A 26371-nucleotide genomic window follows, 5' to 3' on the forward strand; every position below is an offset into this window, starting at 1 on the left:
CGGACGACCATGACGTCTTCGAAGCGAAACCGTGCCGAGGCCCTCCCGCAGGACCTCCAGGAAGCACTCCGCCGCAGGCTGGCCGGACGGGCCGCCGCGGGCGCCCCCGGCACCGCCCGGCAGGCCATCCCGCGCGCCGACCGCACCCGCCCGCTGCCGCTGTCCTTCGCCCAGCAGCGCCTGTGGTTCCTGGACCGGCTGCGCCCCGGCGACCCGCGCTACAACAGCGCCGTCGCGCTGCGCCTGACCGGCGCCCTCGACCACACGGCCCTGGCCGCCGCACTGGAGCACGTGGTGGCGCGGCACGACGCCCTGCGCACCACGTTCGAGGAGCACGACGGCACCCCCGCGCAGACAGTGCACCCCGCCGGGCCGCTCCCGCTGCCCGTCCACGACCTCACGGGAGCGGCCGGCGCCGACCTGGAGGCGGCCCTGCTGGCCGAGTACGAGCGGCCCTTCGACCTGGAGGCCGGGCCGCTGCTGCGCGCGCTGCTCCTGCGGGAGGCACCCGACACGCACGTCCTGCTGCTGACGGCCCACCACATCGTCACCGACGGCTGGTCCATGGGCGTCGTCCTCGACGAGCTGTGCACCGCCTACGACGCCCTCGCCCAGGGCAGCGAGCCCGCCCTAGCGCCGGTCGCCACGCAGTACCCGGACTTCGCCGTCTGGCAGCGCGAGCAGCTCTCCGGCGCCCGGCCGGCCCGCCACCTGGCGTACTGGAAGGAGCAGCTGTCCGGGGCCGTCGCCCCCGAACTGCCGCTGGACCGGCCCCGCCGCGGCGAGGAGTCCGGCGCGGGCGCGGTGCACACCTTCACCGTCCCCGCCGCCACCACCGCCCGCCTGAAGCAGCTCGCGGCCGACCGGCACACCACCCTGTTCACCGCCCTGGTCGCCGCCTGCCAGGCCCTGCTGGCCCGCTGGTCCGGGCAGGACGACATCACCGTCGGCTCGCTCACCCCCGGGCGTGGCCGCACCGACCTGGAGCGGGCCGTCGGGTTCTTCGTGAACACGGTCGCGCTGCGCACCCGCGTCGACACCGGCGGCTCCTTCGGGGAGCTGCTCACCGCCGCCGCGGACACCGTCAACGACGCCTTCGCGCACGGCGACACGCCGTTCGAGCGGCTGGTCGAGGCCGTCGGCGCGACCCGCGAGGCCGGCCGCAACCCCCTGTTCGACGTGATGGTCCTGCTGCACCCGGCACCGCCCACCGCACCGGACCCGCACGGCCTGGCCGCCTCCCCGGTCGCCGTGCCCCGGCGGGCCGCCACCTTCGACCTGAGCGTGGAGTTCGTACCCGACGGCGACGGGCTGACCGGCCTCCTGGAGTACCGCACCGACCTGTTCGACGCGGCCACCGCCGCACGCATGGCGGACCAGCTGCTGCGCACGCTGGACGGCGCCGCCGCCGACCCCGGCCGTCCGCTCGGCGCCCTGCCCCTGCTCTCGCCCGAGCAGGAGCGGCAGGTGACACACGACTGGAACGCCACCGCGCGCCCGGTCCCCGAGGAGACCCTGCCCGAGCTGTTCGCCCGGCAGGCGGCCCGCACCCCGGACGCCACCGCCCTCGTCGCCGGTGACGTACGCCTCGACTACGCGACGCTCGACGCACGCGCCGACCGCCTCGCCCGGCACCTCGTCGCGCGCGGCGCGGGCCCCGAACGCCTGGTAGCCCTCCGGCTGCCGCGCACCGCCGACATGATCGTGGCGATCCTCGCCGTCTGGAAGGCCGGCGCCGGCTACCTGCCCCTGGACCCGGCGCTGCCCGAGGACCGGGTGCGGTTCCTGCTCGACGACGCCCGCCCCGCGCTCGTCCTCGACGAGACCGCGCTGCGGGAGGCGGACGACGCGCAAGACGCCGTCGCCGGTGAGACCGCGCTGCGGCAGGCGAACGACGCGCAAGGCGCCGTCGCCGGTGAGACCGCGCTAGGGGAGGCGGACGACGCTCAGGACGCCGTCGCCGGTGAGACCGCGCTAGGGGAGGCGGACGACGCTCAGGACGCCGTCGCCGGTGAGACCGCGCTGCGGCAGGCGAACGACGCGCAAGGCACCGTCGCCGACGAGACCGCGCTGCGGGAGGCGAACGAGGCTCAAGGCACCGTCGCCGGCGAGACCGCGCTGCGGCAGGCCGACGACACGCAAGACGGCGCCGCCGACGCCCCGGCGCCCCCGCACCCCGACACCACCGCCTACGTCATCTACACCTCCGGCTCCACCGGCCGCCCCAAGGGCGTCGCCGTGGCGCACCGCTCGCTGGCGAACCTCCTTGCGGGCCACCGCGAGGGCTTCGTCGCGGAGGCGGGTGGCGGGCCGCTGCGGGTGGCGCTCACGGCGTCGTTCTCCTTCGACACCTCCCTGGAGGGCGTGCTGCTGATGGCCGACGGCCACCCGCTGCACCTGGTCGACGAGACGACCCGGCTGGACGCCGCCGCCCTGGTCGAGTACGTCGTCGAGCACCGCGTCGACTTCCTCGACCTCACCCCCACCTACCTGCGCCAGCTGCTGCCCGCCGGGCTGCTCACCGACCCCCGCCACCACCCGCGCGTCCTCATGCTCGGCGGCGAGGCCGTCGGACCCACCCTGTGGCGGGACCTGGCGGCGCGGCGGGACGTGGCCGCGTACAACTTCTACGGCCCCACCGAGTGCACCGTCGACGCGCTGGCCGGCCGGATAACCGGCGACGGCCGGCCGACCGTGGGCCGGCCGCTGCCCAACGTGCGCGCCTACGTCCTCGACGACCGGTTGCGGCCCGTCCCGCCCGGCGTCGGCGGCGAGCTGTACCTGGCCGGTGTGCAACTGGCCCGCGGCTACAGCGGGCGGCCCGGACTGACGGCCGCGCGGTTCCTGCCCGACCCGTTCGGCCCGCCCGGCACCCGCATGTACCGCACCGGCGACCTGGCCCGCTGGAGCGCCGACGGACGCCTGGACTACCTGGGGCGCGCCGACGACCAGGTCAAGGTGCGCGGCCACCGCATCGAGCCCGGCGAGGTCGAGGCGGCCCTCACCGACCTGCCCGAGGTCGCCGCCGCCGCGGTCGTCGCCGTCACCGACCCGCACGGCCACGTCCGGCTCGCCGCCTACCTCGTCCCCGCCGGCCCGGACGCCCGGCCCGCCACGGGCGAGGTGCGGACGGCCCTGCGGCAGGTGCTGCCCGACCACATGGTGCCGTCCTCCTTCACCGTGCTCGACGCCCTGCCGATGACCGTCAGCGGCAAGGTCGACCGGCGTGCCCTGCCCGCGCCCGACTCCGAAGGCGCCCAGCAGGAAAGGGAGTTCGTCGCCCCGCGCACCCCCGAGGAGGAGACCCTCGCCCGCATCTGGGCCGAGGTGCTGGGCGCGCGCCGGGTCGGCGTGACGGACAACTTCTTCGAGCTGGGCGGCGACTCCATCCTCAGCATCCAGGCCGTCTCCCGCGCCCGCGCGGCCGGACTGCACCTGACCTCGCGGGACGTCTTCCGCCACCAGACCGTCGCCGACCTGGCCGCCGCCGCGTCCGCGCGCACCGCGCAGGTGCCCGCGCCCCGGCGCCCCGCCGGGGAGGGGCCGGCGCCGCTGACCCCCGTACAGGAGTGGTTCTTCGCCACCCACGGCCCGCTCAAGCACTTCAGCATGTCGATGCTGCTGGACCTGCCGTACGACCTCGACGCCCCGGCGCTGGAGCGCGCCCTGGAGGCGCTGGCCGCCCACCACCCGGCGCTGCGCACCCGGTTCGCCCGCTCGGGCGAGACCTGGCTCCAGCACCCCGGCGAGGGCCCGGCCACCGGGCTGCTCACTCGCCACGACCTCTCCGGCGCCGCCGACCCGGCGGCCGAGCGCGAACGGGCCGCCGAGCCCGCGCGCGCCGCACTCGACCCCGAGACCGGAGCCCTGCTGCGCGCCGCCCTGTTCACCCGCTCCGGCGAGCGGCCCCAACTCTTCGTCACCGCACATCACTTGGCGGTGGACAGCGTCTCCTGGCGGATCCTGCTCGCCGACCTCGCCGAGGCCTACCGTCAGGCGGCCGGGGGAGCGGCGGTCCGGCTGGAGCCCGTCGCCACGCCGTTCACCGACTGGGCCGCGCACCTCGCACGCCGGGTCCGCGACGGAGACCTCGACGCCGACCTGCCGCACTGGACGGCCGAGGCCGCCGAGCCCCGCACCCCGCTGCCCGTGGACCGCCCCGGCACCCCGCTGGCCGGCTCGGTCCGCACGCTCGACGCGCGCGTGGACCGCGCCACCACCGAGGCGCTGCTGCGCCGGGTGCCCGCCGTCTACCGCACCCAGGTCAACGACGTGCTGCTCGGCGCGCTGAGCCGGGTCCTCGCCGACTGGACCGGCGCCGAGCGGGTGACCGTCCTGCTGGAGGGCCACGGCCGCGAGGACGACACGCTGGACCTGTCCCGCACGGTGGGCTGGTTCACCGCGCAGTACCCCGTCACCCTCGCGCCCGCCGGACCGTCCGGCGCGCCCGACTGGGGCGCCACCCTCAAGGCGGTGAAGGAGCGGCTGCGGTCCGTGCCCCGGCACGGCCTGACGTACGAGGCCCTGGCCCGCCTCGGCTCGCCCGACCCGGCCGCCCGAGCCCTCAAGGACGTACCGCTGCCGCAGATCAGCTTCAACTACCACGGCCAGTGGGAGGCCACCGACGGCGGCGACTTCGCCCCGGCGGGCGAGACGCCCGGCCGTGACATCGCCCTGGACACACCGCTGGACCACCTGCTGGACGTCTCCGCCGTGGTCACCGACGGCGAACTCCACCTCACCTGGCACTACAGCGACCAGGTGCACGACGAGGCCACCGTCCGCGCCCTCGCCGACGGCATGACCGGCGCGCTCGCCGCGATCACCGAGCACTGCGCCCGGCCCGGCGCGGGCGGCCGCACCCCGTCCGACTTCCCGCTGGCCCGCCTCGGCCAGGAGCGCCTGGACCGGCTCGTCGGCGACGGCCGCGACGTGGAGGACGTGCTGCCGCTCACCCCGCTCCAGGAGGGCATGCTCTTCCACCGGCTGGTCGGCGGTCCCGACGACGTCTACGTCGACCAGGCCGGCCTGCTCCTGGACGGCGTCGCCGACCCGCACGCCTTCGCCGTCGCCTGGCAGCGCGTCACCGACCGCACGCCCGCCCTGCGCACCTGTGTCGTGTGGGAGGACGTGCCCGTACCCCTCCAGGTCGTGCGCCGCGACGTGCGGGTGCCGGTCACCCACCTCGACTGGCGGGAGCTGGACGAGGTGGAACGCGCCGAGCGCCTGACCCGGCTGCGCGCCGACGACCTGGCCCGGGGCATCGACCTCGCCGCGGCGCCGCTGATGCGGCTGACCCTGGTCCGGCTGCCCGACGCCCGGCTGCACCTGCTGTGGACGTCCCACCACCTCGTCCTGGACGGCTGGAGCCTCGCCCAGGTGCTGACCGAGGTGTGCGAGGAGTACGCGGCGCTCACCGCGGGCACCGGGGCCCGGCCGACGCTGCGGCGGCCCTTCGGCGACTACGTGCGCTGGCTCGCGGAGCAAGACCCCGACGCCGCCCGTGCCCACTGGCAGGGCGTCCTCGCCGCCTTCGCCGAACCCACCCCGCTGCCCGCCGACCGTCCCCTGCACGACGCCCACCAGGCCCGCTCCGCCGCTCTGCACACGGCCGGCCTGGACGCGGAGACGTCGGCCCGTCTCGCGCGCACCGCCCGCGAGGCCGGACTCACCCTCAACACGGTCGTCCAGGGCGCCTGGGCGCTGCTGCTGTCGCGCTACGCCGCCCAGGACGACGTGCTGTTCGGCACCACCGTCTCCGGGCGGCCCGACGACCTGCCGGGCGTCGAGTCGATGGTCGGCATGTTCATCAACACCGTGCCCACCCGCGTCCGCGTCGATCCCGCCCGCCCCGCCGGGGACTGGCTGCGCGAACTGCAGGACGCGCAGGCCGAGTCGAGGCGGTTCGCCGCCGCCTCGCTCGCCGAGCTGACCCAGCTGAGCGACGTGCCGTCCGGCAGCCCGCTCTTCCACAGCATGGTCGCCTTCGAGAACTACCCCTTCGACGAGGCCCGCACGGCCGGGTCCGGGATCCGCCTGGCCGACGTGTCGTCCCGCGACGCCACCAACTACCCGCTCGTGCTGCGCGCCTACCACGGCGAACGCCTCGGCTTCGACCTCGCCTACGACCCGGACCTGTTCGACGCGGCGACCGTCCGCGCCCTCGCCGGCCGGCTCTGCCTGCTCCTGACCGGGTTCGCCGACGGCACCGACCGGCCGCTGCGCGCCCTGCCCTGGACGACGCCCGAGGAACGGCACCGCATCCTCACCGACTGGAACGGCACCGCGTCCGGCCGCCCCGCCGAGACGCTGGTGGACCTGTTCGAGTCGCAGGCCGCCCGCACCCCCGGCGCCGTCGCCGTCACCTGCGGGACCGAGCACCTGGACTACGCGACCCTCGACGCCCGCGCCGGCCGCCTCGCCCACCGGCTCGCCGAACTCGGCGCCGGACCCGAGCGGTTCGTCGCCCTCGCCCTGCCCCGCTCCACCGACCAGGTCGTCGCGGTCCTGGCCGTGCTGAAGACCGGCGCCGCCTACCTGCCGATCGACCCGAACTCGCCCGCCGAACGCATCGCCCACCTCCTCACCGACGCCGGCCCCGTCACCCTGGTGACCACCACCGGCACCGCGGCCCGCGTCGACGGCACCGGTGTGCCCGTCGTGCTCCTCGACACCCCCGAGGAGGAGGCCGGCCTCGCCCGGCGCCCGGCCACCGGACCCGAACCGGCCCGCCGCCCCCTGCCGGAGAGCCCCGCCTACGCCATCTACACCTCCGGTTCCACCGGCCGCCCGAAGGGCGTGGTGATCCCGCACGCCAACGTGGTGCGGCTGTTCACCCAGACCCGCCCGTGGTTCGGCTTCGGCCCGGACGACGTGTGGACGCTGTTCCACTCCTACGCGTTCGACTTCTCCGTGTGGGAGCTGTGGGGCCCGCTGCTGCACGGCGGCCGGCTCGTCGTCGTGCCCGACGAGACCGCCCGCTCCCCGGAGGACTTCCTGCGGCTGCTGGCCGACGAAGGCGTCACCGTCCTCAACCAGACGCCGTCCGCGTTCCACCCGCTCGTGCGCGCCGACGCCGAGCACCCCGAGACGAGTGCCCGTCTGGCCCTGCGCACGGTGATCTTCGGCGGTGAGGCCCTCGACGCCGGCCGGCTCACCGACTGGTGGGCCCGCCACCCGGCCGACACCCCGCGCCTGGTCAACATGTACGGCATCACCGAGACCACCGTGCACGTCACCCACGCCCCGCTCGACCCCGACACCGCCGCGCACGGCCCCGCCAGCCCCATCGGCGTCGCGATACCCGACCTCCGGGTGTACGTGCTCGACGCGGACCTCGCGCCCCTGCCGCCGGGCGCGACCGGAGAACTGTACGTGGCGGGAGAGGGCCTGGCCCGCGGCTACCTGGGCCGCCCCGGGCTGACCGCGACCCGGTTCCTCGCCGACCCGTTCGGCCCGGCCGGCAGCCGCATGTACCGCACCGGCGACCGGGCGAAGTGGCGGCCCGACGGCACCCTGGAGTACCTGGGACGCGCGGACGCCCAGGTGAAGATCCGCGGCTACCGCATCGAGCCCGGCGAGATCGAGGCCGCCCTGCACGCCCACCCCGCTGTCGCCGACGCCGCCGTCGGCGTGTTCGAGGACACCTCCGGCACCCGCCGCCTGGTGGCGCACGTCGTCGGCGCCGGCGGCGCTACACCCCCGGCGGCCGAGCTGCGCGCCCACCTGGAACGGCTGCTGCCCGCCCACATGGTGCCCGCCGCCTACGTCCCGATGGACGCCCTCCCGCTCACCGTCAACGGCAAGCTCGACCGGCGCGCCCTGCCCGCCCCGACGGCGGACGGCTACGCCGCCGACACCGACCGCACCGCACCGCGCACCCCCGCCGAACGGGCCGTCGCCGCCGCCTGGTCGGACGTCCTCGGCGTCGAGGAGGTGTACGCCGGGGACGACTTCTTCGCGCTCGGCGGCGACTCCATCCTCGCCGTCCGCGTCACCGCCCGGCTGCGCGCCGCGTTCGGCCCCGACGTGTCCCCGCGCGTGCTGTTCACCCACAGCACCGTGTCCGCGCTCGCCGCCGAGCTGGGCGACCCGGTGGGCGACGCCTCCGCCGCGCCCGCCGACGCGATCCCGGCGACCGCCCCGCAGACCCCGGCGCCGCTGTCGTACGCCCAGCAACGCCTGTGGTTCCTCGACCGGTTCGAGCCCGGCAGCACCGAGTACACGACGCTGTCCGTGCTGCGCCTGCGCGGCCCGCTCGACCAGCCGGCCCTGCGCACCGCCCTGGACGGCCTCGTCGCCCGCCACGAGTCACTGCGCACCACCTTCGCCGAACAGGACGGACAGCCCCGGCAGGTGGTGCACCCGCCGCACCCGGCCGCCCTGACGGTGGACGACCTCACCGCCGCACCCGACCCGCGGGCCGCGCTGGAGGAGCTCCTCGAACGCGAGGCCGCCACGTCCTTCGACCTGGCGAGCGGACCGCTGCTGCGCGCCCGCCTGGCCCGCACCGCGGCCGACGAGCACGTACTGGCCCTCGCCGTCCACCACATCGTCACCGACGGCTGGTCCCTCGGCGTCCTCGGCCGGGACCTCGGCGAGCTGTACACGGCCGCCCGCGAGGGCCGCCGCCCCGAACTCCCCGAGCTGCCCGTGCGCTACGCCGACCACGCCGCCTGGCAGCGCGCCCGCACCGACCAGGTCGAGCGGCAACTCGCCCACTGGCGCGAGCAGCTGGCCGGTGTGCCGCCGCTGGAGCTGCCGACCGACCGGCCGCGTCCCGCCGTGCGCTCCGGCGACGGCGCCCTCGTGACCTTCACGCTGCCCGCGGAGCTCACCGACCGGCTGCGCGAGCGGGGCCGGGAGGCCGACGCCACCCTCTACATGACCCTGCTCGCCGGCTGCACGGTCCTGCTGTCCCGCTGGGCCGACCAGGACGACTTCGCCGTCGGCACCGTCACGGCGGGCCGCGAGCGCCCAGAACTGCACGACGTCGTCGGCATGTTCGTGAACACGCTGGTGCTGCGCAACCAGGTCCGCCCCGGCACGTCGTTCCGCGCGCTGCTGGAGCAGGTGCGCGGCACGGTCCTGGACGCCTTCGCCCACCAGGACGTGCCGTTCGAGCGGCTGGTGGACACCCTCCAGCCCGAACGCGACACCAGCCGCACCCCTCTGTTCCAGGTCATGGTCGCCCTGCACAACCTGGGTGCCGAGGCACCCGCGCTGCCCGGCCTGGACGCCGAGCCGCTCCTGCCGCCGGTCCGGCACGCCACCTTCGACCTGGCCTTCGACTTCGTGGAGGGCGACGACGGCATCACCGGCCACCTGGATTACGACACCGCCCTGTTCGACGAGGACACCGTCCGCGGCCTGGCCGGCCGCCTGCGCCTGCTGCTGGAGGCGGCGGTGCGGGAACCGGACCGTGACGTACGGGCGCTGGAGCTGATGACCGCCGACGAGCGGCGGCGGGTGCTGCACGACGGCCAGGGAGCCCACCTGACCGTCCCGGACACCACCTTCCCCGCTCTGTTCGAGGCGCAGGCCGCCCGCACCCCGCACGCCACCGCGCTGGTCGCCCGGGACGCCACCCTCGACTTCGCCGCCCTGAACGAGCGCGCGAACCGGCTCGCCCACCACCTGCTGGCCCTGGGCGCGGGCCCCGAGCGGGTGGTCGCCGTCCGGCTGCCGCGCACCTCCGAGCTGGTGGTCGCGGTGCTCGCCGTCGCCAAGGCCGGCGCCGTCCTGCTCCACCTCGACCCCGACCTGCCCGCAGAGCGGGCCGCCGGTCTCCTGGAGGACGCCGCCCCGCACACCGTGCTCACCGACGACGCGCTGCGCGCCACCCCGTGGGAGCGGCTGCCCGCCCACGACACCACCGACCGCGACCGCCCGGCCCCGCTGCTCCCGCAGCACGCCGCCTACATCATCTACACCTCCGGCTCCACCGGCCGCCCCAAGGGCGTCGTCGTGGAACACCGGCACCTGGTCAACCTCTGCCACGACCACCGCGACGGGCTCGTCGCCCCGCACACCGCGCACGGGCGGCGGCTGCGCGCCGCGCTCAGCGCCTCGTTCTCCTTCGACACCTCCTGGGAGGGCCCGCTGCTGCTCGCCCTCGGCCAGGAGGTGCACCTCGTCGACGAGGACGTGCGCCTGGACCCCGAGGCGTTCCGCGCGCAGATCGCCGACCGGAACCTGGACCTGGTCAACGTCACCCCGTCCTTCCTGCGCGAACTCCTGGCCGCGGGCCTGCTCGTCCCCGGCCGCCACCACCCCCGCGTCCTGCTCGTCGGCGGCGAGGCGACCGGCCCCGACACCTGGCGCGAACTGTGCGCCGCCGCCGAACTCGGCGTCACCGCCTACAACATGTACGGCCCCACCGAGTGCACCGTCGACGCCACCTACGGCCGCGTCACCGACCGCCCCGACCGGCCGGTCATCGGCCGGCCCGGCGCCAACCTGCGCGCCTACGTCCTCGACGGCGCCCTGTGCCCGGTGCCGCCCGGCACGCCCGGCGAGCTGTACCTCGCCGGCGCGCAGGTCGCCCGCGGCTACCTGAACCGGCCCGGGCTGACCGCGGCGCGGTTCCTCGCCGACCCGTTCGGCGCGCCGGGGGAGCGGATGTACCGCACCGGCGACCGCGCCCGCCGCGACGCACAGGGGCTGCTGGAGTTCCTGGGCCGCACCGACGAACAGATCAAGATCCGCGGCTTCCGCATCGAACCAGGCGAGATCGAGGCCGCGCTGCTCACCCACCCGGACGTCGCCGACGCCGTCGTCACGGCACGCGAGCACGCGGGCCGGCTGATGCTCGTGGCGTACCTGGTGCCCGCCGGGGACACCGCCCCGGCGGCCGACGACCTGCGCCTCGCGCTGCGCCGCACCCTGCCGGACCACATGGTGCCGGCGGCGTTCGTGCCGCTGACCCGGATCCCGCGCACCACCAGCGGCAAGACCGACCGGCGCGCCCTGCCCGCCCCGCCGACGCAGCCCGACACCACCGCCGGCTACGTGGCACCCCGCCCCGGCACCGAACAGACGCTGGCCACGATCTGGGCCGACGTCCTGCGCGTCGAACGGGTGGGCGCACGCGACAACTTCTTCGCGCTCGGCGGTGACTCGATCCTCAGCATCCAGATCGTCTCCCGGGCCCGCCAGGCCGGTCTCGCCCTGACCACCAAGGACGTCTTCCGCCACCAGACCGTCGCCGAACTCGCCCTGCGTGTCACCGAGTCGGCGCCGGTCACCACCGACACGACCGCCCCCGCCGAGGCACCGCTCACCCCCATCCAGCGCTGGTACCTCGACGGCCGGGGCCCCGGCGACCCGTTGCGCTTCACCATGTCGCAGCGCCTGGAACTCGCCCCCGGCACCGACCTGTCGGCCCTGCGCACCGCCGTGGACGCCCTCGTACGCCACCACCCGGCGCTGCGCACCCGCTTCCGCCGCACCGAGGACGGCTGGCTCCAGGAGGTCCTGCCCGGCGTCCCGGACGGCACCGTCACCCTGCATGACGTGACCGGCTTCGACGGCTCCGCCCTGGAGGCCGAGGCGGCCCGCCTCGCGGACGAGGCCCGCGCCGCCCTCGACCCCACCGAGGGCAAGGTGGCGCGCGTCCTGGTCCTCGATCGCGGTCCGCACGCGCCTGCCCAACTACTCTTCATCGTGCACCACTTGGCCGTCGACGGCGTCTCCTGGCGCATCCTGCTGGCCGACCTGGAGACCGCCCGCCGGCAGGCCGCCGCCGGACACCCCGTCGAGCTGCCCCCGGCCACCACCGCCTACGGCCACTGGGCGGCCCGGCTGGAGGCCCACACCCGCTCCGGCGCCCTGGACGGCGACCTCGCCCACTGGCGGCGCACCGCCGAGGCGCCCGCCGACCTGCCCGCGGGCCGGCCCGGCCCCAACACCCACGGCACCGCCGCCACGGTCACCGTTGAACTGGAGCCGGAGACCACCGAGGCCCTGCTGCGCCAGGTCCCCGAGGTCTACCGCACCCAGGTCAACGACGTCCTGCTCAGCGCCCTCGGCCGCACCCTGGCCCGCTGGTGCGGGCGCGACAGCGTGCTGGTCGGCGTGGAGGGCCACGGCCGCGAGAACCTCTTCGACGACCTGGACCTGTCCCGGACGGTCGGCTGGTTCACCGCCGAGTTCCCGCTCGCGCTGACCGTCGCCCCCGACGCCGGCTGGCACGACACCCTGCGCTCGGTCAAGGAGCAGCTGCGCGCGGTGCCCCTGCACGGCCTGAGCCACGGCGCCCTGCGCCACCTGCTGCCCGACAGCCCGCTGGCCGGCGCCCCGGCGCCGCGGGTCGGCTTCAACTACCACGGCCAGTGGGACGCCGACGGCGGCGGCAGCGGCCTGTACGCCGCCGCCCTGCCCCCGGCCGGCTCCGACACCGACCCCGACGCCGCCCGGCCCTACCTGCTGGACATCACCGGCGTGGTGCAGGACGGCCGGCTCGAACTCGGCTGGACCTACCCGCCCGCCGTCTACGACGAGTCCACCGTCCGGGCCCTCGCCGACGAGATGTGCGCGGCGCTGCGCGAGATCGCCGCCCACTGCGCCCGCCCCGACGCGGGCGGCCGCACCCCGTCCGACTTCCCGCTGGCCGGGCTCGGCCAGCCGGAGCTGGACCGCCTCGTGGGCGACGGCCGGCACGTGGCCGACGTCCTGCCGCTCACCCCGCTTCAGGCCGGCATGCTCTTCCACGGCCTCGTGGACACGGCGGGCGCCTACTCCGACCGCGTGGCCGTCCGCCTGTCCGGGGTGAGCGACCCGCGGCGCTTCGCCGCCGCCTGGCAGCAGGTCGCCGACCGCACCGAGGCCCTGCGCACCAGCGTCCACTGGCAGGGCCTGCCGCACCCCGTGCAGGTCGTGCACCGGCATGTGGAGCTGCCCGTCACCCACCTGGACTGGCGAGGACTGACACCCGAGGAACGCACGGCGGCCACCGAGGACCTGCTGGCCGCCGACCGCGCGACAGGCATGGACCTGACCACCGCACCCCTCACCCGCATCACTCTGGCCGCACTGCCCGGCGACGAGGTCTGGCTGCTGTGGTCCTCCCACCACCTGATCCTGGACGGCTGGAGCACCGGACAGCTCCTCACCGAGGTGTGCGAGCGCTACGCCGCCCTCATCGGCGGCCGTGCGGCCCCCGCACCGGTCAGGCGCCCGTTCGCCGACTTCCTGCGCCGGCTGCACGACCAGGACGAGTCCGCCGCCGAGGCCCACTGGGCCGACACCCTCGCCGGGTTCACCGCCCGCACCCCGCTGCCCTACGACCGCACACCGGCCGAGGAGCACCGCGCCCGCGCCGCCGCCCTCACCGGCCGACAGCTGGACGAGGACCTCTCCGCGCGGCTGCGGCAGGGCGCCGCCCGCGCCGGGCTCACGGTGAACACCGTCGTCGAGGGCGCCTGGGCGCTGCTGCTCGCCCGCCACAGCGGCCGCGACGACGTCGTGTTCGGCACCACCGTCTCCGGGCGCCCGGCCGAACTGCCCGGCGTGGAGTCGATGATCGGCATGTTCATCAACACCGTGCCCACCCGGATCCGGGTCGGGGGCGGGGGAGCGGCGTCCTGGCTGCGCGCGGTGCAGGAGCACCAGAGCGACACCCGGCGCTACGACCACCTCGCCCTGCCCCGCATCCAGGCGCTGAGCGAGATCCCGGCCGGCGAGGCGCTGTTCGACAGCATGGTGGTGTTCGAGAACTACCCCGTCGACGAGTCAGCCACCGCCCGCACGGGCGTGCAGGTCGAGGAGGTGCGCGCCGAGGACGCGCCCACCTTCCCGCTGTGCCTGCGCGCCCACCTCGGCGACCGCCTCGGCCTCGACCTCGCCTACGACGCCGGCCTGTTCGACGCGGACACCGCCGACCGCCTCGCCGACCGCCTCACGGTCGTCCTGCGTGCCCTCGCCGACGCGCTGGAGACCGACGCGGAGGTGACCGGCCTGGACGCGCTGACCGATGACGACCGCGCCCTGCTGGAGCGGTGGAACGCCACCGCCCGCAGCACGGAGCCGCGCAGTCCCGTCGCCCTGTTCGCCGAGCAGGCCCGCCGCACGCCCGGAGCCCCCGCGCTGCGCGACGGCGACATACACCTGACGTACCGTCAACTCGACCAGTGGTCCGACGCGGTGGCCTCCCGGCTCCTCGCCGGCGGACTGCGCGCCGAGGACCGGGTGGCCCTGCTGATGGATCGCTCGGCCGCCCTCGTCGTCGCCCAGCTCGCCGTCCTCAAGGCGGGCGGCGCCTACGTGCCCGTGGACGCCCGCGCCCCCGAGGACCGGCGCCGCACGCTGCTCGAACGCGCGGGCGTGAGCGTCCGGTTGTCCGCCGAGGACGTCACCGCCGCGCACACCCCCGTGCCGGACGCGCCGGTGACCGCAGCCCGCACCCCCATACCGGACGCGCCCGTCGCCGCGCCCGCGGACCCCGACCGCCTCGCCTACGTGATGTTCACCTCGGGGTCGACCGGCGAACCGAAGGCGGTCGCCGTACGCCACCGCGACGTGGCCGCCCTCGCCACCGACGGCCGCTTCACCGGCGGTGTGTGCGACCGGGTGCTGCTGCACTCCCCGGTGGCCTTCGACGCCGCCACCTTCGAGGTGTGGGCGCCGCTGCTCACCGGCGGCTGCGTCGTCGTGGCTCCCGCGCAGCCGCTGGACGCGGCGCTGCTGCGCCGGCTGGTCCGCGACACCGGTCTGAGCGCGCTGTGGCTGACCGCCGGCCTGTTCCGGCTGCTCGCGCAGGACGCGCCGGACTGCTTCACCGGTCTGCGCCAGGTGTGGACCGGCGGTGACGTCGTGCCCGCCGCGGCCGCACGCCGCGTCCTGGCCGCCTGCCCGGGCCTGGCCGTCGTCGACGGATACGGCCCCACCGAGACGACGACGTTCGCCACGTCGTTCCCGCTGACCGACGCGGCCACCGTCCCCGACACCGTGCCCGTCGGCCACCCGCTCGACGAGATGCGCGTGCACGTCCTCGACGGCCGGCTGCGACCCGTGCCTCCCGGCTGCCCGGGCGAGCTGTACCTCGCCGGCGAGGGCGTCGCCCGCGGCTACCTGGGCCGCCCCGGCGACACCGCGGCCCGCTTCCTGGCCGACCCGGCCGGCCCGCCCGGCAGCCGCATGTACCGCACCGGCGACCTGGCCCGCCGCCGCCCCGACGGCACCGTGGAGTTCCTGGGCCGCGCCGACGACCAGGTGAAGATCCGCGGATTCCGCGTCGAACCCGGCGAGGTCGAGGCGGTCCTCGCGGGACACCCCGGCGTCACCGACGTGACCGTGCTCGCCCGGGAGGACCGCCCCGGCAACCGCCGCCTGGTGGCCTACGTGGTCGGCACCGAAGACGTTTCCTCCGTGCGGGAGTTCGCCCGGCGCTCCCTGCCGGACTACCTCGTGCCGTCGGCGTTCGTCGTCCTGCCCGCGCTGCCGCTCAGCCGCAACGGCAAGGTCGACCGGGCGGCCCTGCCCGCGCCGGAACCCGCGAGCGGTGCACAGGACGCGCCGGCCGAGCCGCGCACCGACGCCGAGCGCCGCACGCTGGAGGTCTTCGCCGACGTCCTGTCCGCGCCGCGCCCCGGCGTGCGGGACGACTTCTTCCAGCTCGGCGGCGACTCCATCCTCAGCATCCGCCTCGCCCTGCGCCTCTCCGAGGCGTTCGGCACCGAACTGTCCCCGCGCGCGGTGTTCACCCACCCGACCCCCGAGGCCCTCGCCGCCCTGCTCACCGAGGAACGCCCCGGCGACACCGCGCCCGCGACGATCGCCCCGGTCACCCGCGACACGCCCGCCCCGATGTCGTACGCCCAGCAACGCCTGTGGTTCCTGGAGGAGTTCGCGCCGGGCAGCGGCGAGTACGTCACCGCGCCGGCCCTGCGGCTGCGCGGCAGGCTCGACGTGCCCGCCCTCACCGCGGCCCTGCGCGCCCTGGCCGAGCGGCACGAGGCGCTGCGCACCACCTTCGACGCGGTCGACGGCCACGGTGTGCAGATCGTCCACCCGGCCGGGGAGGTGCCGCTGACCCTGCACGACCTGTCGCAGCTCACCGGCGGCGAACGCGACGCCCGGCTCGCGGCTCTGCTGGACGCCGAACGCGCCCGCACCTTCGACCTGCGGCGCGGCCCCCTCCTGCACACGGGCCTGATCAGGCTGACGGACGAGGAGCACGTCCTGACGCTGACCCTGCACCACATCGTCACCGACGGCTGGTCCACCGGCGTGCTCACCGGCGACCTCGCCCACTTCTACCGCACCGAACTCGGCGAGGAGACTGCCGCGTTGCCCCCGCTGCCGGTGCAGTACGCCGACTACGCCCACTGGCAGCGCGGGCGCGGCACCGACGACCACCTCGCCTACTGGAAGGAGCACCTGGCCGGGCTGGAGACACTCGACCTGCCCACCGACCGGCCCCGCCCCGCGGTGCGCACCCACCACGGCGCCTCCGTACGGCTCTCCCTGCCCCGGGAGACGACCCGCCGCCTCGCCCGGGTGGGCCGCGACCGGCAGGCCACCCTGTTCACCACGCTGGTCGCCGCCGCCCAGGCCTACCTGGCCCGCCTGACGGGCGGCGAGGACATCACGGTCGGCACGGTCACCTCCGGCCGCGACCGCGCCGAGGTCCAGGACCTGGTCGGGTTCTTCGTCAACACCCTCGTGCTGCGCTCCCGCGTGACGCCCGACCGCCCGTTCCCCGAGTTCCTCGGCGACGTCCGCGCGACCGTGCTGGACGCCTTCGCCCACCAGGAGGCGCCGTTCGAGCAGGTCGTGGACGAGGTCCAGCCGGTCCGCGACACCAGCCGCACCCCCCTGTTCCAGGTCATGGTGGTCCTCCAGAACGCCCCGGCCGGCGCCCTCGACCTGCCCGGCCTGGAGGTCACCGACGTCGACACCGAGCTGCGGCACGCCGCGTTCGACCTCACCCTGGAGTTCGCCGAGACCGGCACCGGCGAACTGCACGGCGTCCTCACCTACAACACGGACCTGTTCGACGCGGCCACCGCCGAACGCATGGCCGACCAGCTCGTCACCCTCCTGACCGCCGTCGCCGAGAACCCCGACCGGCCGCTCGGCGCCCTGCCCCTGGCCACCGACGAGACGCTCAAGGCCGTGCTCGACCAGGGCCGGGCCACCGCCCGCCCGGTCGCGCCGGCCACCCTGCCCGAGCTGTTCGAGCGGCAGGCCGCCCGCACCCCCGACGCCGTCGCCCTGGCCGACGCCGACGGCCGCGAACTGACGTACGCGCACGTGGAACGCGCCGCCAACCGGCTGGCGCACCGCCTCATCGCCCGGGGCGCGGGCCCCGAGCGGATCGTGGCGCTGGCCCTGCCCCGCAGCGCGGAGACGGTGGTGGCGCAGCTCGCCGTCACCAAGGCCGGCGGCGCCTTCCTGCCCGTCGACCCCGACTACCCCGAGCAGCGCCGGGAGTTCATGCTCCGCGACGCCGGCGCCCGGCTCGTCCTGGACGACCCCGCCGCCGTGTGGGACGCCGACGGCCCGGACACCGCGCCCACGGACGCCGACCGCGCCTCCCCGCTGACCGTCGACCACCCGGCGTACGTGATCTACACGTCCGGCTCCACCGGCACCCCCAAGGGCGTCACCGTGACGCACCGCGGCCTGGCCTCCTTCGCGGCTTCAGCCGCCGACCGCTACGACGCGGGCCCCGGCGACCGCGTCCTGCAGTTCGCCTCGCCCAGCTTCGACGCCTCGGTGCTGGAGCTGTGCGTGTCGCTGCTCAGCGGCGCCACCCTGCTCACCGGGGAGGAGGGCCCCCTCGTCGGCGAGCGCCTCGCCGAGGCCCTCGCCGGGCGGCGCGTCAGCCACACCCTGATCCCGCCCGCCGCCCTCGCCACCGTCGCCCCCGAGACCGCCGACGCCCTGCCGCATCTGCGCACCCTCATCGTCGGCGCCGAGGCCTGCCCCGCCCACCTCGTCGAACGGTGGGCGCCCGGCCGACGGATGATCAACTCGTACGGCCCGACCGAGGCCACCGTCGTCGCCACCTGGACCGGCCCGCTCACCCCGGGCGCGGGTGCCCCGCCCATCGGACGCCCGGCCGGCGCCACCCGCGTCCACGTCCTCGACGCCGCCCTGCGCCCCGTCCCGCCCGGCGTCACCGGCGATCTCTACGTCTCCGGACCCGGCCTTGCCCGCGGCTACCTCCACCGGCCCGGCCTGACCGCCTCCCGCTTCGTCGCCGACCCGTTCGGCGCCCCCGGGGAGCGCATGTACCGCACCGGCGACCGCGCCCGCTGGGACGCGAACGGCGACCTGCGCTTCGCCGGACGCGCCGACGACCAGCTCAAACTGCGCGGCTTCCGCATCGAACCCGGAGAGATCGAGAGCGCGCTGCGCGGCAGCCCCCTGGTGCGCGACGCGGTGGTCACCGTACGCACCGGCGGCAGCGACCCGGACGGCCGCTCCGGCGCGCGCCTGGTCGCCTACCTCGTACCCGCCGAGGGCACCCCCGAGGACCTGCCCGCAACCGAACTGCGCGACCACCTCGCCGGACTGCTCCCGGCGCACATGATCCCCTCGGCGTTCGTGCCGCTGGACCGGCTGCCGCTCACCCCGAACGGCAAGACCGACCGCAACGCGCTTCCCGAACCCGGGCCCGCGCACACCGCCACCGGCCCGCACACGCCGCCGCGCACCGACACCGAACGCCGCGTCGCCCGCATCTGGGGCGACGTCCTCGGCGTCGCCGACGTCGGGGCGCACGACAACTTCTTCCACCTCGGCGGCGACTCCGTCCTCAGCATGCAGGTCGTCTCCCGGCTGCGACGCGACGGATTGCACGTGACCACCCGCGACCTGTTCACCCACCAGACCGTCGCCGAACTGGCCGGCGTCGTCACCGCCGCCCCCAGCCACACCGGCGAGGAGGCGGTGAGCGGGGACGTGCCGCTCACCCCGATCCAGGAGTGGTTCCTGACCGGCCCGCGCGCCGGCCACGCCCACTTCAACCAGTCCCTGCTGGTCGAACTCGCCCCCGGCGTCGACGCCACCGCCCTGGAGACCGCCCTCAACGCCCTGCTCGACCACCACGACGCCCTGCGCATGCGCTTCACCGCCGACCGGGACGGCTGGCACCAGTACAACCCGCCCGCGGACGACACCGACCGCGACGGGCTCCTGACCCGCCACGACCTCGGCGGCCTCACCGCCACCGACGCCGACACGGCGATGGAGAAGGCCGCCGACGACCTGCACACCGGCTTCGACCTCGCACGCGGCCCGCTGCTGAGGGCGGCCCTCTTCACCGGCGCCGCCGACCGGCCCGACTTCCTCCTCCTGGTCGGCCACCACCTGGTCGTGGACGCCGTCTCCTGGCGCATCCTGCGCGACGACCTGGAGGCCGCCTACCGGCAGGCCGCCCAGGGCGAACCCGTCACGCTGGGGGAGCGCACCACCTCCTTCCGCGACTGGTCCCGCGGCCTCGCCGCACACGTCGCCTCCGGAGCTCTCGACCACGAACTGCCCTACTGGGAAAACGCCGTGGGCACCGAGCCGCTCCCGTCCGAGACGCCGAACGGCCCCGACACCGGCGCCGTCGACACGCTCACCGTCGAACTGGACGAGGCGGACACCGAGGCACTGCTGCGCGCCGCACCGACCGCCTACCGCACCCGCGTCAACGACGTGCTGCTCGCCGCCCTCGCCCTCGCGCTGGCCCGCTGGACCGGCCACGAGGACGTCCGCCTGGACCTGGAGGGACACGGCCGCGAGGACGTCCTCGACGGCGTCGACCTGACCCGCACGGTCGGCTGGTTCACCACCGTCCACCCCGTCGCCCTCCAGGTCCCCGAACCCGCCGACCTCGGCCCCGACCGCGACTGGCGCACCCTGGTGAAGTCCGTACGCCGCCAGCTGCGCGCCGTACCCGGCAACGGCCTCGGCTTCGGCGCCCTGCGCACCTTCGGCCCGCCCGAGGTGCGCGAACGCCTGGGACGCGCCGCCCACGGACAGGTCGTCTTCAATTACCTCGGACAGTGGGACGCCCGCCCGGAGAACCCCGGGGAGGGCCTGATACGCGCCGAACACGGGTCGTTCGGCCGCCACCACGACCCGCGCGACAGCGGCTCCCACCCGCTGGAGATCGTCGGTGCCGTCCAGCGCGGCCGGCTGTCCTTCACCTGGCACCACCGGCCCGCCCTGCATCCCACCGCCACCGTGCGCGCCGTCGCCGAGGACTTCGCCCGGGCCCTGCGCCACATCGCCCACCACGCCCGCGACCGCCGGTGACGCCCCGCCCCGTGGGCCGGGCCCCACCACCACCGCACCGCACGACCGACCCGTGACCCACCGAAAAGGCCCACCCGCCACGACCCAGAGAGCGAGACCGACAGACATGGACGAGAACACCCGCTACCAGGTGCTGCGCAACGACGAGGAGCAGTACTCGCTGTGGCCCGTCGACATCGAGGTGCCCGCCGGCTGGCAGCCCGTCGGCAAGGAGGGCACGGAGGCGGAGTGCTCCGCCTACGTCGACGAGGTCTGGACCGACATGCGTCCCCGCAGCCTGCGCGAGCGCATGGAGAACGCCGAAGCCTGACGCGCTCACGCGCAGGCACGAAGGCCCGGGCCGGGGTGCGTCCCACTGGCGCGTGCCCCGGCCCGGCTCCGCCGTCCTCTCCGTACCTCCCGAGGAGCCCTCATGACCACACCCGTCCTGCACACCGAAAGACTCACCTTCCGCCCCTACCGCCCCGAGGACGAGGACGCCTTCGTGGAGCTGCTGCGCGACGAGGAGGTCTGCCGCTGGATGGGCCAGGAACGCGTGCCCGAGGCGGACATCCGCACGCTGTTCCGCGCCATCCTCACCGACATCTACCCACAACGCCTGTTCGACGTATGGGGGGTGTGGCAGGGGGAGACCTTCGTCGGACACGCGGAGGTGAAGAAGACCGGCAACGTCGACGGACACGAACTGATCGCCGCCCTCGCACCCCCGTACTGGGGCCGGGGCCTGGGCACCGAAGTGGTCCGCGCCCTGCTGCGCCACGCCGCCGACGACCTGGGCCTGAAGGAGGCCTACGGCATGGTCGGCGCCGACAACACCCCCAGCCTGGCCATGTGCCGCCGCCTGGGCTTCCGTCACGTACGGGACGTGACCGGCGACGACGGCACCGTCACGAAGCTGCTGGTGATCTCGACGACGGACGCGTACGCCCAAGACGGCCTGCCGCCCGAAGAACACCCCGGGCTGCCGTCGCACGGATCAGATCAGCACCCGGAATAGCCACGGGAGAGTACGCCCTCGCCGGCGGGTACCCAGCCGGAGAGGTGCACGCTCGAACCCTGCGGTGACCAGTTCACCTGCGGGAACCTCCACCTCGTACCGGCCTTCCTCATGGGCGTAGTCCCGGTCGATCAGAGACAGATCACCGCGGACACTGCCCTTGATCATGAAGATCGGCTTCTTGTCCCCGATCGCCTTCACCTGCCCGAACACGGGAGGCTCCTCTCGACGGGAACCCCGGGCGGGTGGATGCTCATGGAGCGCGAGCGACGCGCCCCTCCCGTCACGCCTGGCTCCCCCGCCGGCGTGATGGCGCCCGTGATGCACCATTACCTCTCTTTCCTTCCTGGGTCCTTGCTGATTTTCCTAGGATGACCCCGGGCCGGGACGACGTGGCTGACATGGCCGGGTGGGGGAAGATGCCGAACGAGAACGACGGGCCACGGGGCGTGGTGCCTCAGGAGCCGGCCAAAGAGCCGTCTCTGCGCGACCTCCACGCCCGGGGGTGGCTGCACTGGCGCCGCTGCCTCGCTGTGCCACCCGGCCGGGCCGATGAGGAACTGGCAGCCGCGGCCGAGTCGTTCGGGCCGTGCTTCCTGGCCGGTTACGGAGAGATCCCCGCCCCCTTGCTGTACGTGGTCGCCTCGCAGCCGCCCGTGCTCGACGCCCTGCACGAACTCGTCAAAGCCCCCGATCCGGCAGCGCGCGGCACCGCGGTGGCGCGGCTGCAGCTCGTGGTGGACGCCACCGAGGACGACGCCCCGGCCTGGGAGATGTTCGTCCTGTGCCTCGCCGAGGCGCTCGAGGCCCGGTTCGAGCTGACGGGCGACCTGTCCGACCTCGAACGATCAGCGGAAATACTGCGCCGGGTCGTGCAGCGGGTCGTACCCGGCCATCCCCGCGTGGTCGACATCCTGCAGAACCTGGCCGAGATCCTGAGCGCGCTGTACGAAGGCACCGGCCTCGCGCGCCATCTCACGGAGGCACTTCAGGTCCTGCGGTTCGGCGTCCAGCTGACCTCCCTCGACCTCCCCCGGCAGGCCGAGCTCCTGGTGCATATGGGAAGCCTCGTACTGACCGGCGGGCACACCGGCCCGAACGCCGAGCCCGCCGATCCCCTCGCGTGTCTGCGGGCCCTGCCGGCGCAGGCCGTGGACGACAGCTGTCTGGCGGGCCTGCGCTTCGCCGTCGGCCTCTCGCTGCGGGAGCGCTACGACCACGACGGCGACGGCAGCGATCTGGAGGCCGCCGTCTCCCACTTCCGGGCCGTCGCGGGCACGCTCGGGGGCGGGCACCCGTCCCGGGCGCCCGCCCTGTACGGGCTGGGAAGCGCGCTGCTGGCGCTCTTCGGCCTCACCGACGACGCCGAGTGCCTGAACGAGGCCGTCGCCGCCCTGAGGGCGAGCGCCGAAGCCGAGGAGCACGCGACACCGGAGCTTCGCGAGACGCTCGGTGAGCTGGCGACCGCGCTACGCGCTCGCTTCGCTCTCCGGACGTCCCGGTCCGACCTGGAGGAGGCGATCGCCGTCGGACGGGCACTGCTGCAACTGACGCAGCGGACCGGCCCCGAGCGCGCCCTCGTCCTGGCCGGGATCGGCACGGCCCACCTGGGCCTGCTGGAATGCACCGACGACCGCGGGTTCCTCGACGCAGCGATCGACCACTACCGCGCGGCCACCGAGAACGTCTCGGAGCACCCCGCATTCCAGTACGGCTTCGAGCACATGTTGCTGACGGCACTACGCGAACGCTTCGAGCGCACAGGCGACCGCGACGACCTGAACGAGGCCGCCTCCCTCGTACCCGCGTCGCCGCACTCGGTCCCGGCGCACCTCGCCGACCGCGCCACGGTGCTGTCGGACTTCGCCCTTGTGCTGACGAAACGACACGCGTGCACCTCGCAGCGGGCAGACGTCGAACGCGCCATCACCTTCCTCGAAGCCGCGGCCGAGGCAGCCGGCGGAGATCCCATTCGCCGCTCGGGCCATCTGAACGATCTCTGCGTGAGCGTCAAGGAGCGCTTCGACCATACGGGCGACCTCGCCGACATCGACAGGGCCGTCTCCTTCGGCCGGGCGGCGCTTGCCGCCCTCCCGGCAGGCCACCGAGACCAAGCCATGTGCATGTCCAACCTCGCCCTCGCCCGTCACGTCCGGGCCGAGCTCACGGCCGACCACGGGGAACTGGACGCCGTCATCACCGACCTGCGCGAGGCCCTGTCGATCGCACCCGACGATCCCGCCCTCCGGGCCCACATCCTCGCCAACCTGACCGCCGCCCTCCTCGACCGCTACGAGCGACTGCGGGGTGCCGCCGATCTGGCCGAGGCCGGCTCCCGGGCGCGTACGGCGGTCGAGATCATCCCCGAGCAGCACCCGCAGCGACCCGCGATGCTGTGCAACCTCGCCATCACAACCGACCTGCGCCACGAACTGTTCGGGCACCGACCCGACCTGGACAACGCGGTTGTCGTCGGACAAGCCGCAGTGGATGCGCTGCCGTCGGGTCACCCCGACAGGGGCCGGTACCTCACCGCGCTCGGGGGGATGCTGGGACGCCGCTTCGTGCAGTTCGGCGACCCTGCGGACCTGGACCGAGCAGTCGCATGCTTCCGCGAGGCGGTCCGCACCACCCTCCACCACGAGGCCCGGTCCCGCTCCTCGGCCCTGTCGGGTCTGGGCAGCATCCTCGCGGAGCGCTTCCGGTCCGCCAAGGACCCGGCCGACCTCGACGAAGCGATCGCCCTCTTCGACGCGGCTGCCGAGACAGCCACGGACGACAGCCTCCACCTGGTGCTGTACCGGCTCAACCGCGCGCAGGCGCTGTACGACAAATTCCAGCTCACCGGCCGGCGCCGCGACCTGCAAGCGGCGGCGTCCGCCTGCGAACTGGCGTGGAGCACCACCGGGAGCCCGACAACACGCATCCACGCCGCCGCCCTGGCGGCCCAGTTACTCGCCGACGTCGCCCCAGCGCGGGCGGCGCAGGCCGCAGAGGCCGCCGTACGGCTCATGCCCCTGACCGCGCCCAGGCAGCTGGGGCGCGCCGAGCGGCAGCACGCACTCGCCAACCTCGGAGGCCTCGCAGCCGACGCGGTCGCCTACACGCTCGAAGACACCAGCCGTCCCCGAGACGAACGGGCCGCCCGCGCACTGTCGCTTCTCGAGACCGGACGCGGTGTCCTGCTGAGCCAGTTCCTCGACACCCGCAACGACCTCACCGAACTGCGCCTGCACCACCCCGACCTCGCGACACGCTTCGTCCGGCTGCGCGACGACCTCGACCGGATGGCCGACCCACCGCCGTTGTGGTCCCGACCCGCAGTCGACACGACCACACCCGACCGGCACCGCGCCGCCCGGGACTTCGAAGCGGTCCTGACCGAGATCCGCGGCCTGAAGGGTTTTCACACCTTCGGCGAGCCGCCCTCGGCCGAAGCCCTGCAGGCGCAGGCCAAGGACGGACCTGTCGTCGTCCTCACCGTCAGCGCCCGCCGTAGCCACGCCCTGCTCCTCACCGACCACGGGATCGACGTCCTGGAACTTCCCGGCCTCACCGCCGACGCCCTGCAGGCCCGGGCCGCCGACCTCGGTGACGCGCTGGAGAGGGCCGCCACGGGCACGACGCCCGACGAGCGGATCCGCATCCAGTCCGTGCTCACGGACCTCATGGGCTGGCTGTGGGACGTCGTGACCGGACCGGTCCTCACCACGCTGGGCCACACCCGCCAGCCCGGCCCCGGCGAGACGTGGCCGCGGGTGTGGTGGGTCGCCGGTGGCCTCCTCGGGATGCTGCCGCTGCACGCCGCAGGCCACCACAGCGATGCACCGGACGACCCGCACCGACGCACCGTCCTCGACCGCGTGGTCTCCTCCTACACGCCCACCGTCCGAGCCCTGCAATACGCCCGCGCCCGCGCGGCCTCGCACGCCGGTTCCCCAAGAGGGCTGGTCGTCGCCATGCCCACCACGCCCGATCTCCCCGACGGCACCCGACTCGCGCACGTGGGAGGCGAGGCCGACCTGGTGTGCCGGCACCTCGGCGACGCGGTCCTGCTCCGCGAACCCGCCCCGTCCGGCCGGGCGACCCCCGGCACACCGTCCGCCGGCACCCCCACCAAGGCCGCCGTGCTGTCCCTGCTGCCGAGCGTCGCCATCGCGCACTTCGCCTGCCACGGTTCCGCGCACCCTGCCGACCCCTCACGCAGCATGTTGCTCCTCCACGACCACGTCGACGATCCGCTCACCGTCAAGAGCCTCGATTCGGTGCACCTCGACGGCGTCCGGCTCGCCTACCTGTCGGCCTGCCGAACCGCCGCCGTCGGGTCCGCGTGGCTCCTCGACGAGTCGGTCGACCTCACCTCGGCCTTCCAACTGGCCGGATTCCCGAGCGTCGTGGGCACGCTCTGGGAGATCAACGACCAGGTCTCGAAGACCGTGGCTGACAGCTTCTACACCCACCTGCGCGGTCCGGACGGCCGGATCGACACCGGTCGCGCCGCGTGGGCGATCCATCAGGCGGTCCGCGACCTGCGCGACGGCCGCGACCTGCGCGGCCCGTACGACCGGATCAAGGTGCCGTACCTCTGGGCCGCCTTCCTGCACGCAGGGGCCTGACCGTCCCGCCTGTCGGCCTGCGTGTGGACACCCGGCGGCTCGTGCAGCTCGTTCGGCCGGAGCGTGTGCGGGCATGACGGCCGACTTCGCAGGCAGGGCACGGCAGTTGCGCAATGTAGCGGTCGCCTGGGTGCGCGGACTCCGATACTGGTGCAGACGGACGGAGCACGATCCCGAGGGCCGACCGCAGGTCGAGTTGCGCCGCGTGCCTCACGCTCGGCGACGCCTCCACGGTTGCGGGTGGGCTGTCCCGTGTCTCAAACGGCCATGGTGGCCTTGGGGTGGGACCGGCACTCCGAGGTCCGGGCATCCTGCGGGCGGGCCGTCGGAAGCGGACGGGCGTTCAGGTGTCCTTTCGGATGGTGCAGCGGGATCTGGGTGTCGTCCACGTCCCGCAGCGCGAAGCCGTCATCGCATCCGGCTTGCCGCGGCGGTGGAGGCAGGACGGCCGGCGGGGGTGGTACTTGTCCTCACCTGATGCGGCGGACTCAAGCACGCATGCCGC

General features: G+C 75.0%; 5 protein-coding genes. 4 read left to right on the forward strand and 1 reads right to left on the reverse strand.

The features are described 5' to 3' along the window. Positions 1-9 precede the first annotated feature (9 nt). The 3 genes from ACIGXJ_RS19725 to ACIGXJ_RS19735 all read left to right on the forward strand — a co-directional run bounded on the left by ACIGXJ_RS19725 (position 10) and on the right by ACIGXJ_RS19735 (position 21250). Positions 10-20253: a non-ribosomal peptide synthase/polyketide synthase gene (locus ACIGXJ_RS19725; protein WP_399646842.1), complete on the forward strand. Its 20244-nt coding sequence runs from the start codon at positions 10-12 to the stop codon at positions 20251-20253. Positions 20254-20359: 106 nt separating this feature from the next. Then, on the forward strand, positions 20360-20563 hold the full coding sequence (locus tag ACIGXJ_RS19730; protein ID WP_043505857.1) for an MbtH family NRPS accessory protein: 204 nt from the start codon (positions 20360-20362) through the stop codon (positions 20561-20563). Between the two features lie 102 nt (positions 20564-20665). Next, positions 20666-21250 (forward strand): GNAT family N-acetyltransferase, encoded by a 585-nt coding sequence (locus ACIGXJ_RS19735; RefSeq protein ID WP_399646846.1) that lies wholly within the window; start codon positions 20666-20668, stop codon positions 21248-21250. Here the strand turns inward: ACIGXJ_RS19735 and ACIGXJ_RS19740 are convergent. Continuing rightward, the gene (locus ACIGXJ_RS19740) at positions 21230-21463 is read right to left on the reverse strand and encodes a hypothetical protein (RefSeq protein WP_399646849.1); all 234 of its coding nucleotides are present in this window, start codon (positions 21461-21463) and stop codon (positions 21230-21232) included. The genes ACIGXJ_RS19735 and ACIGXJ_RS19740 overlap by 21 nt on opposite strands. Before the next feature lie 206 nt (positions 21464-21669). Here ACIGXJ_RS19740 and ACIGXJ_RS19745 point away from each other — a divergent pair, with 206 nt between their 5' ends. Beyond that, positions 21670-25866 (forward strand): CHAT domain-containing protein, encoded by a 4197-nt coding sequence (locus ACIGXJ_RS19745; RefSeq protein WP_399646852.1) that lies wholly within the window; start codon positions 21670-21672, stop codon positions 25864-25866. Positions 25867-26371: the final 505 nt, after the last annotated feature.

It is taken from the genome of Streptomyces sp. NPDC053367, from assembly GCF_044545925.1.
GTDB lineage: Bacteria > Actinomycetota > Actinomycetes > Streptomycetales > Streptomycetaceae > Streptomyces.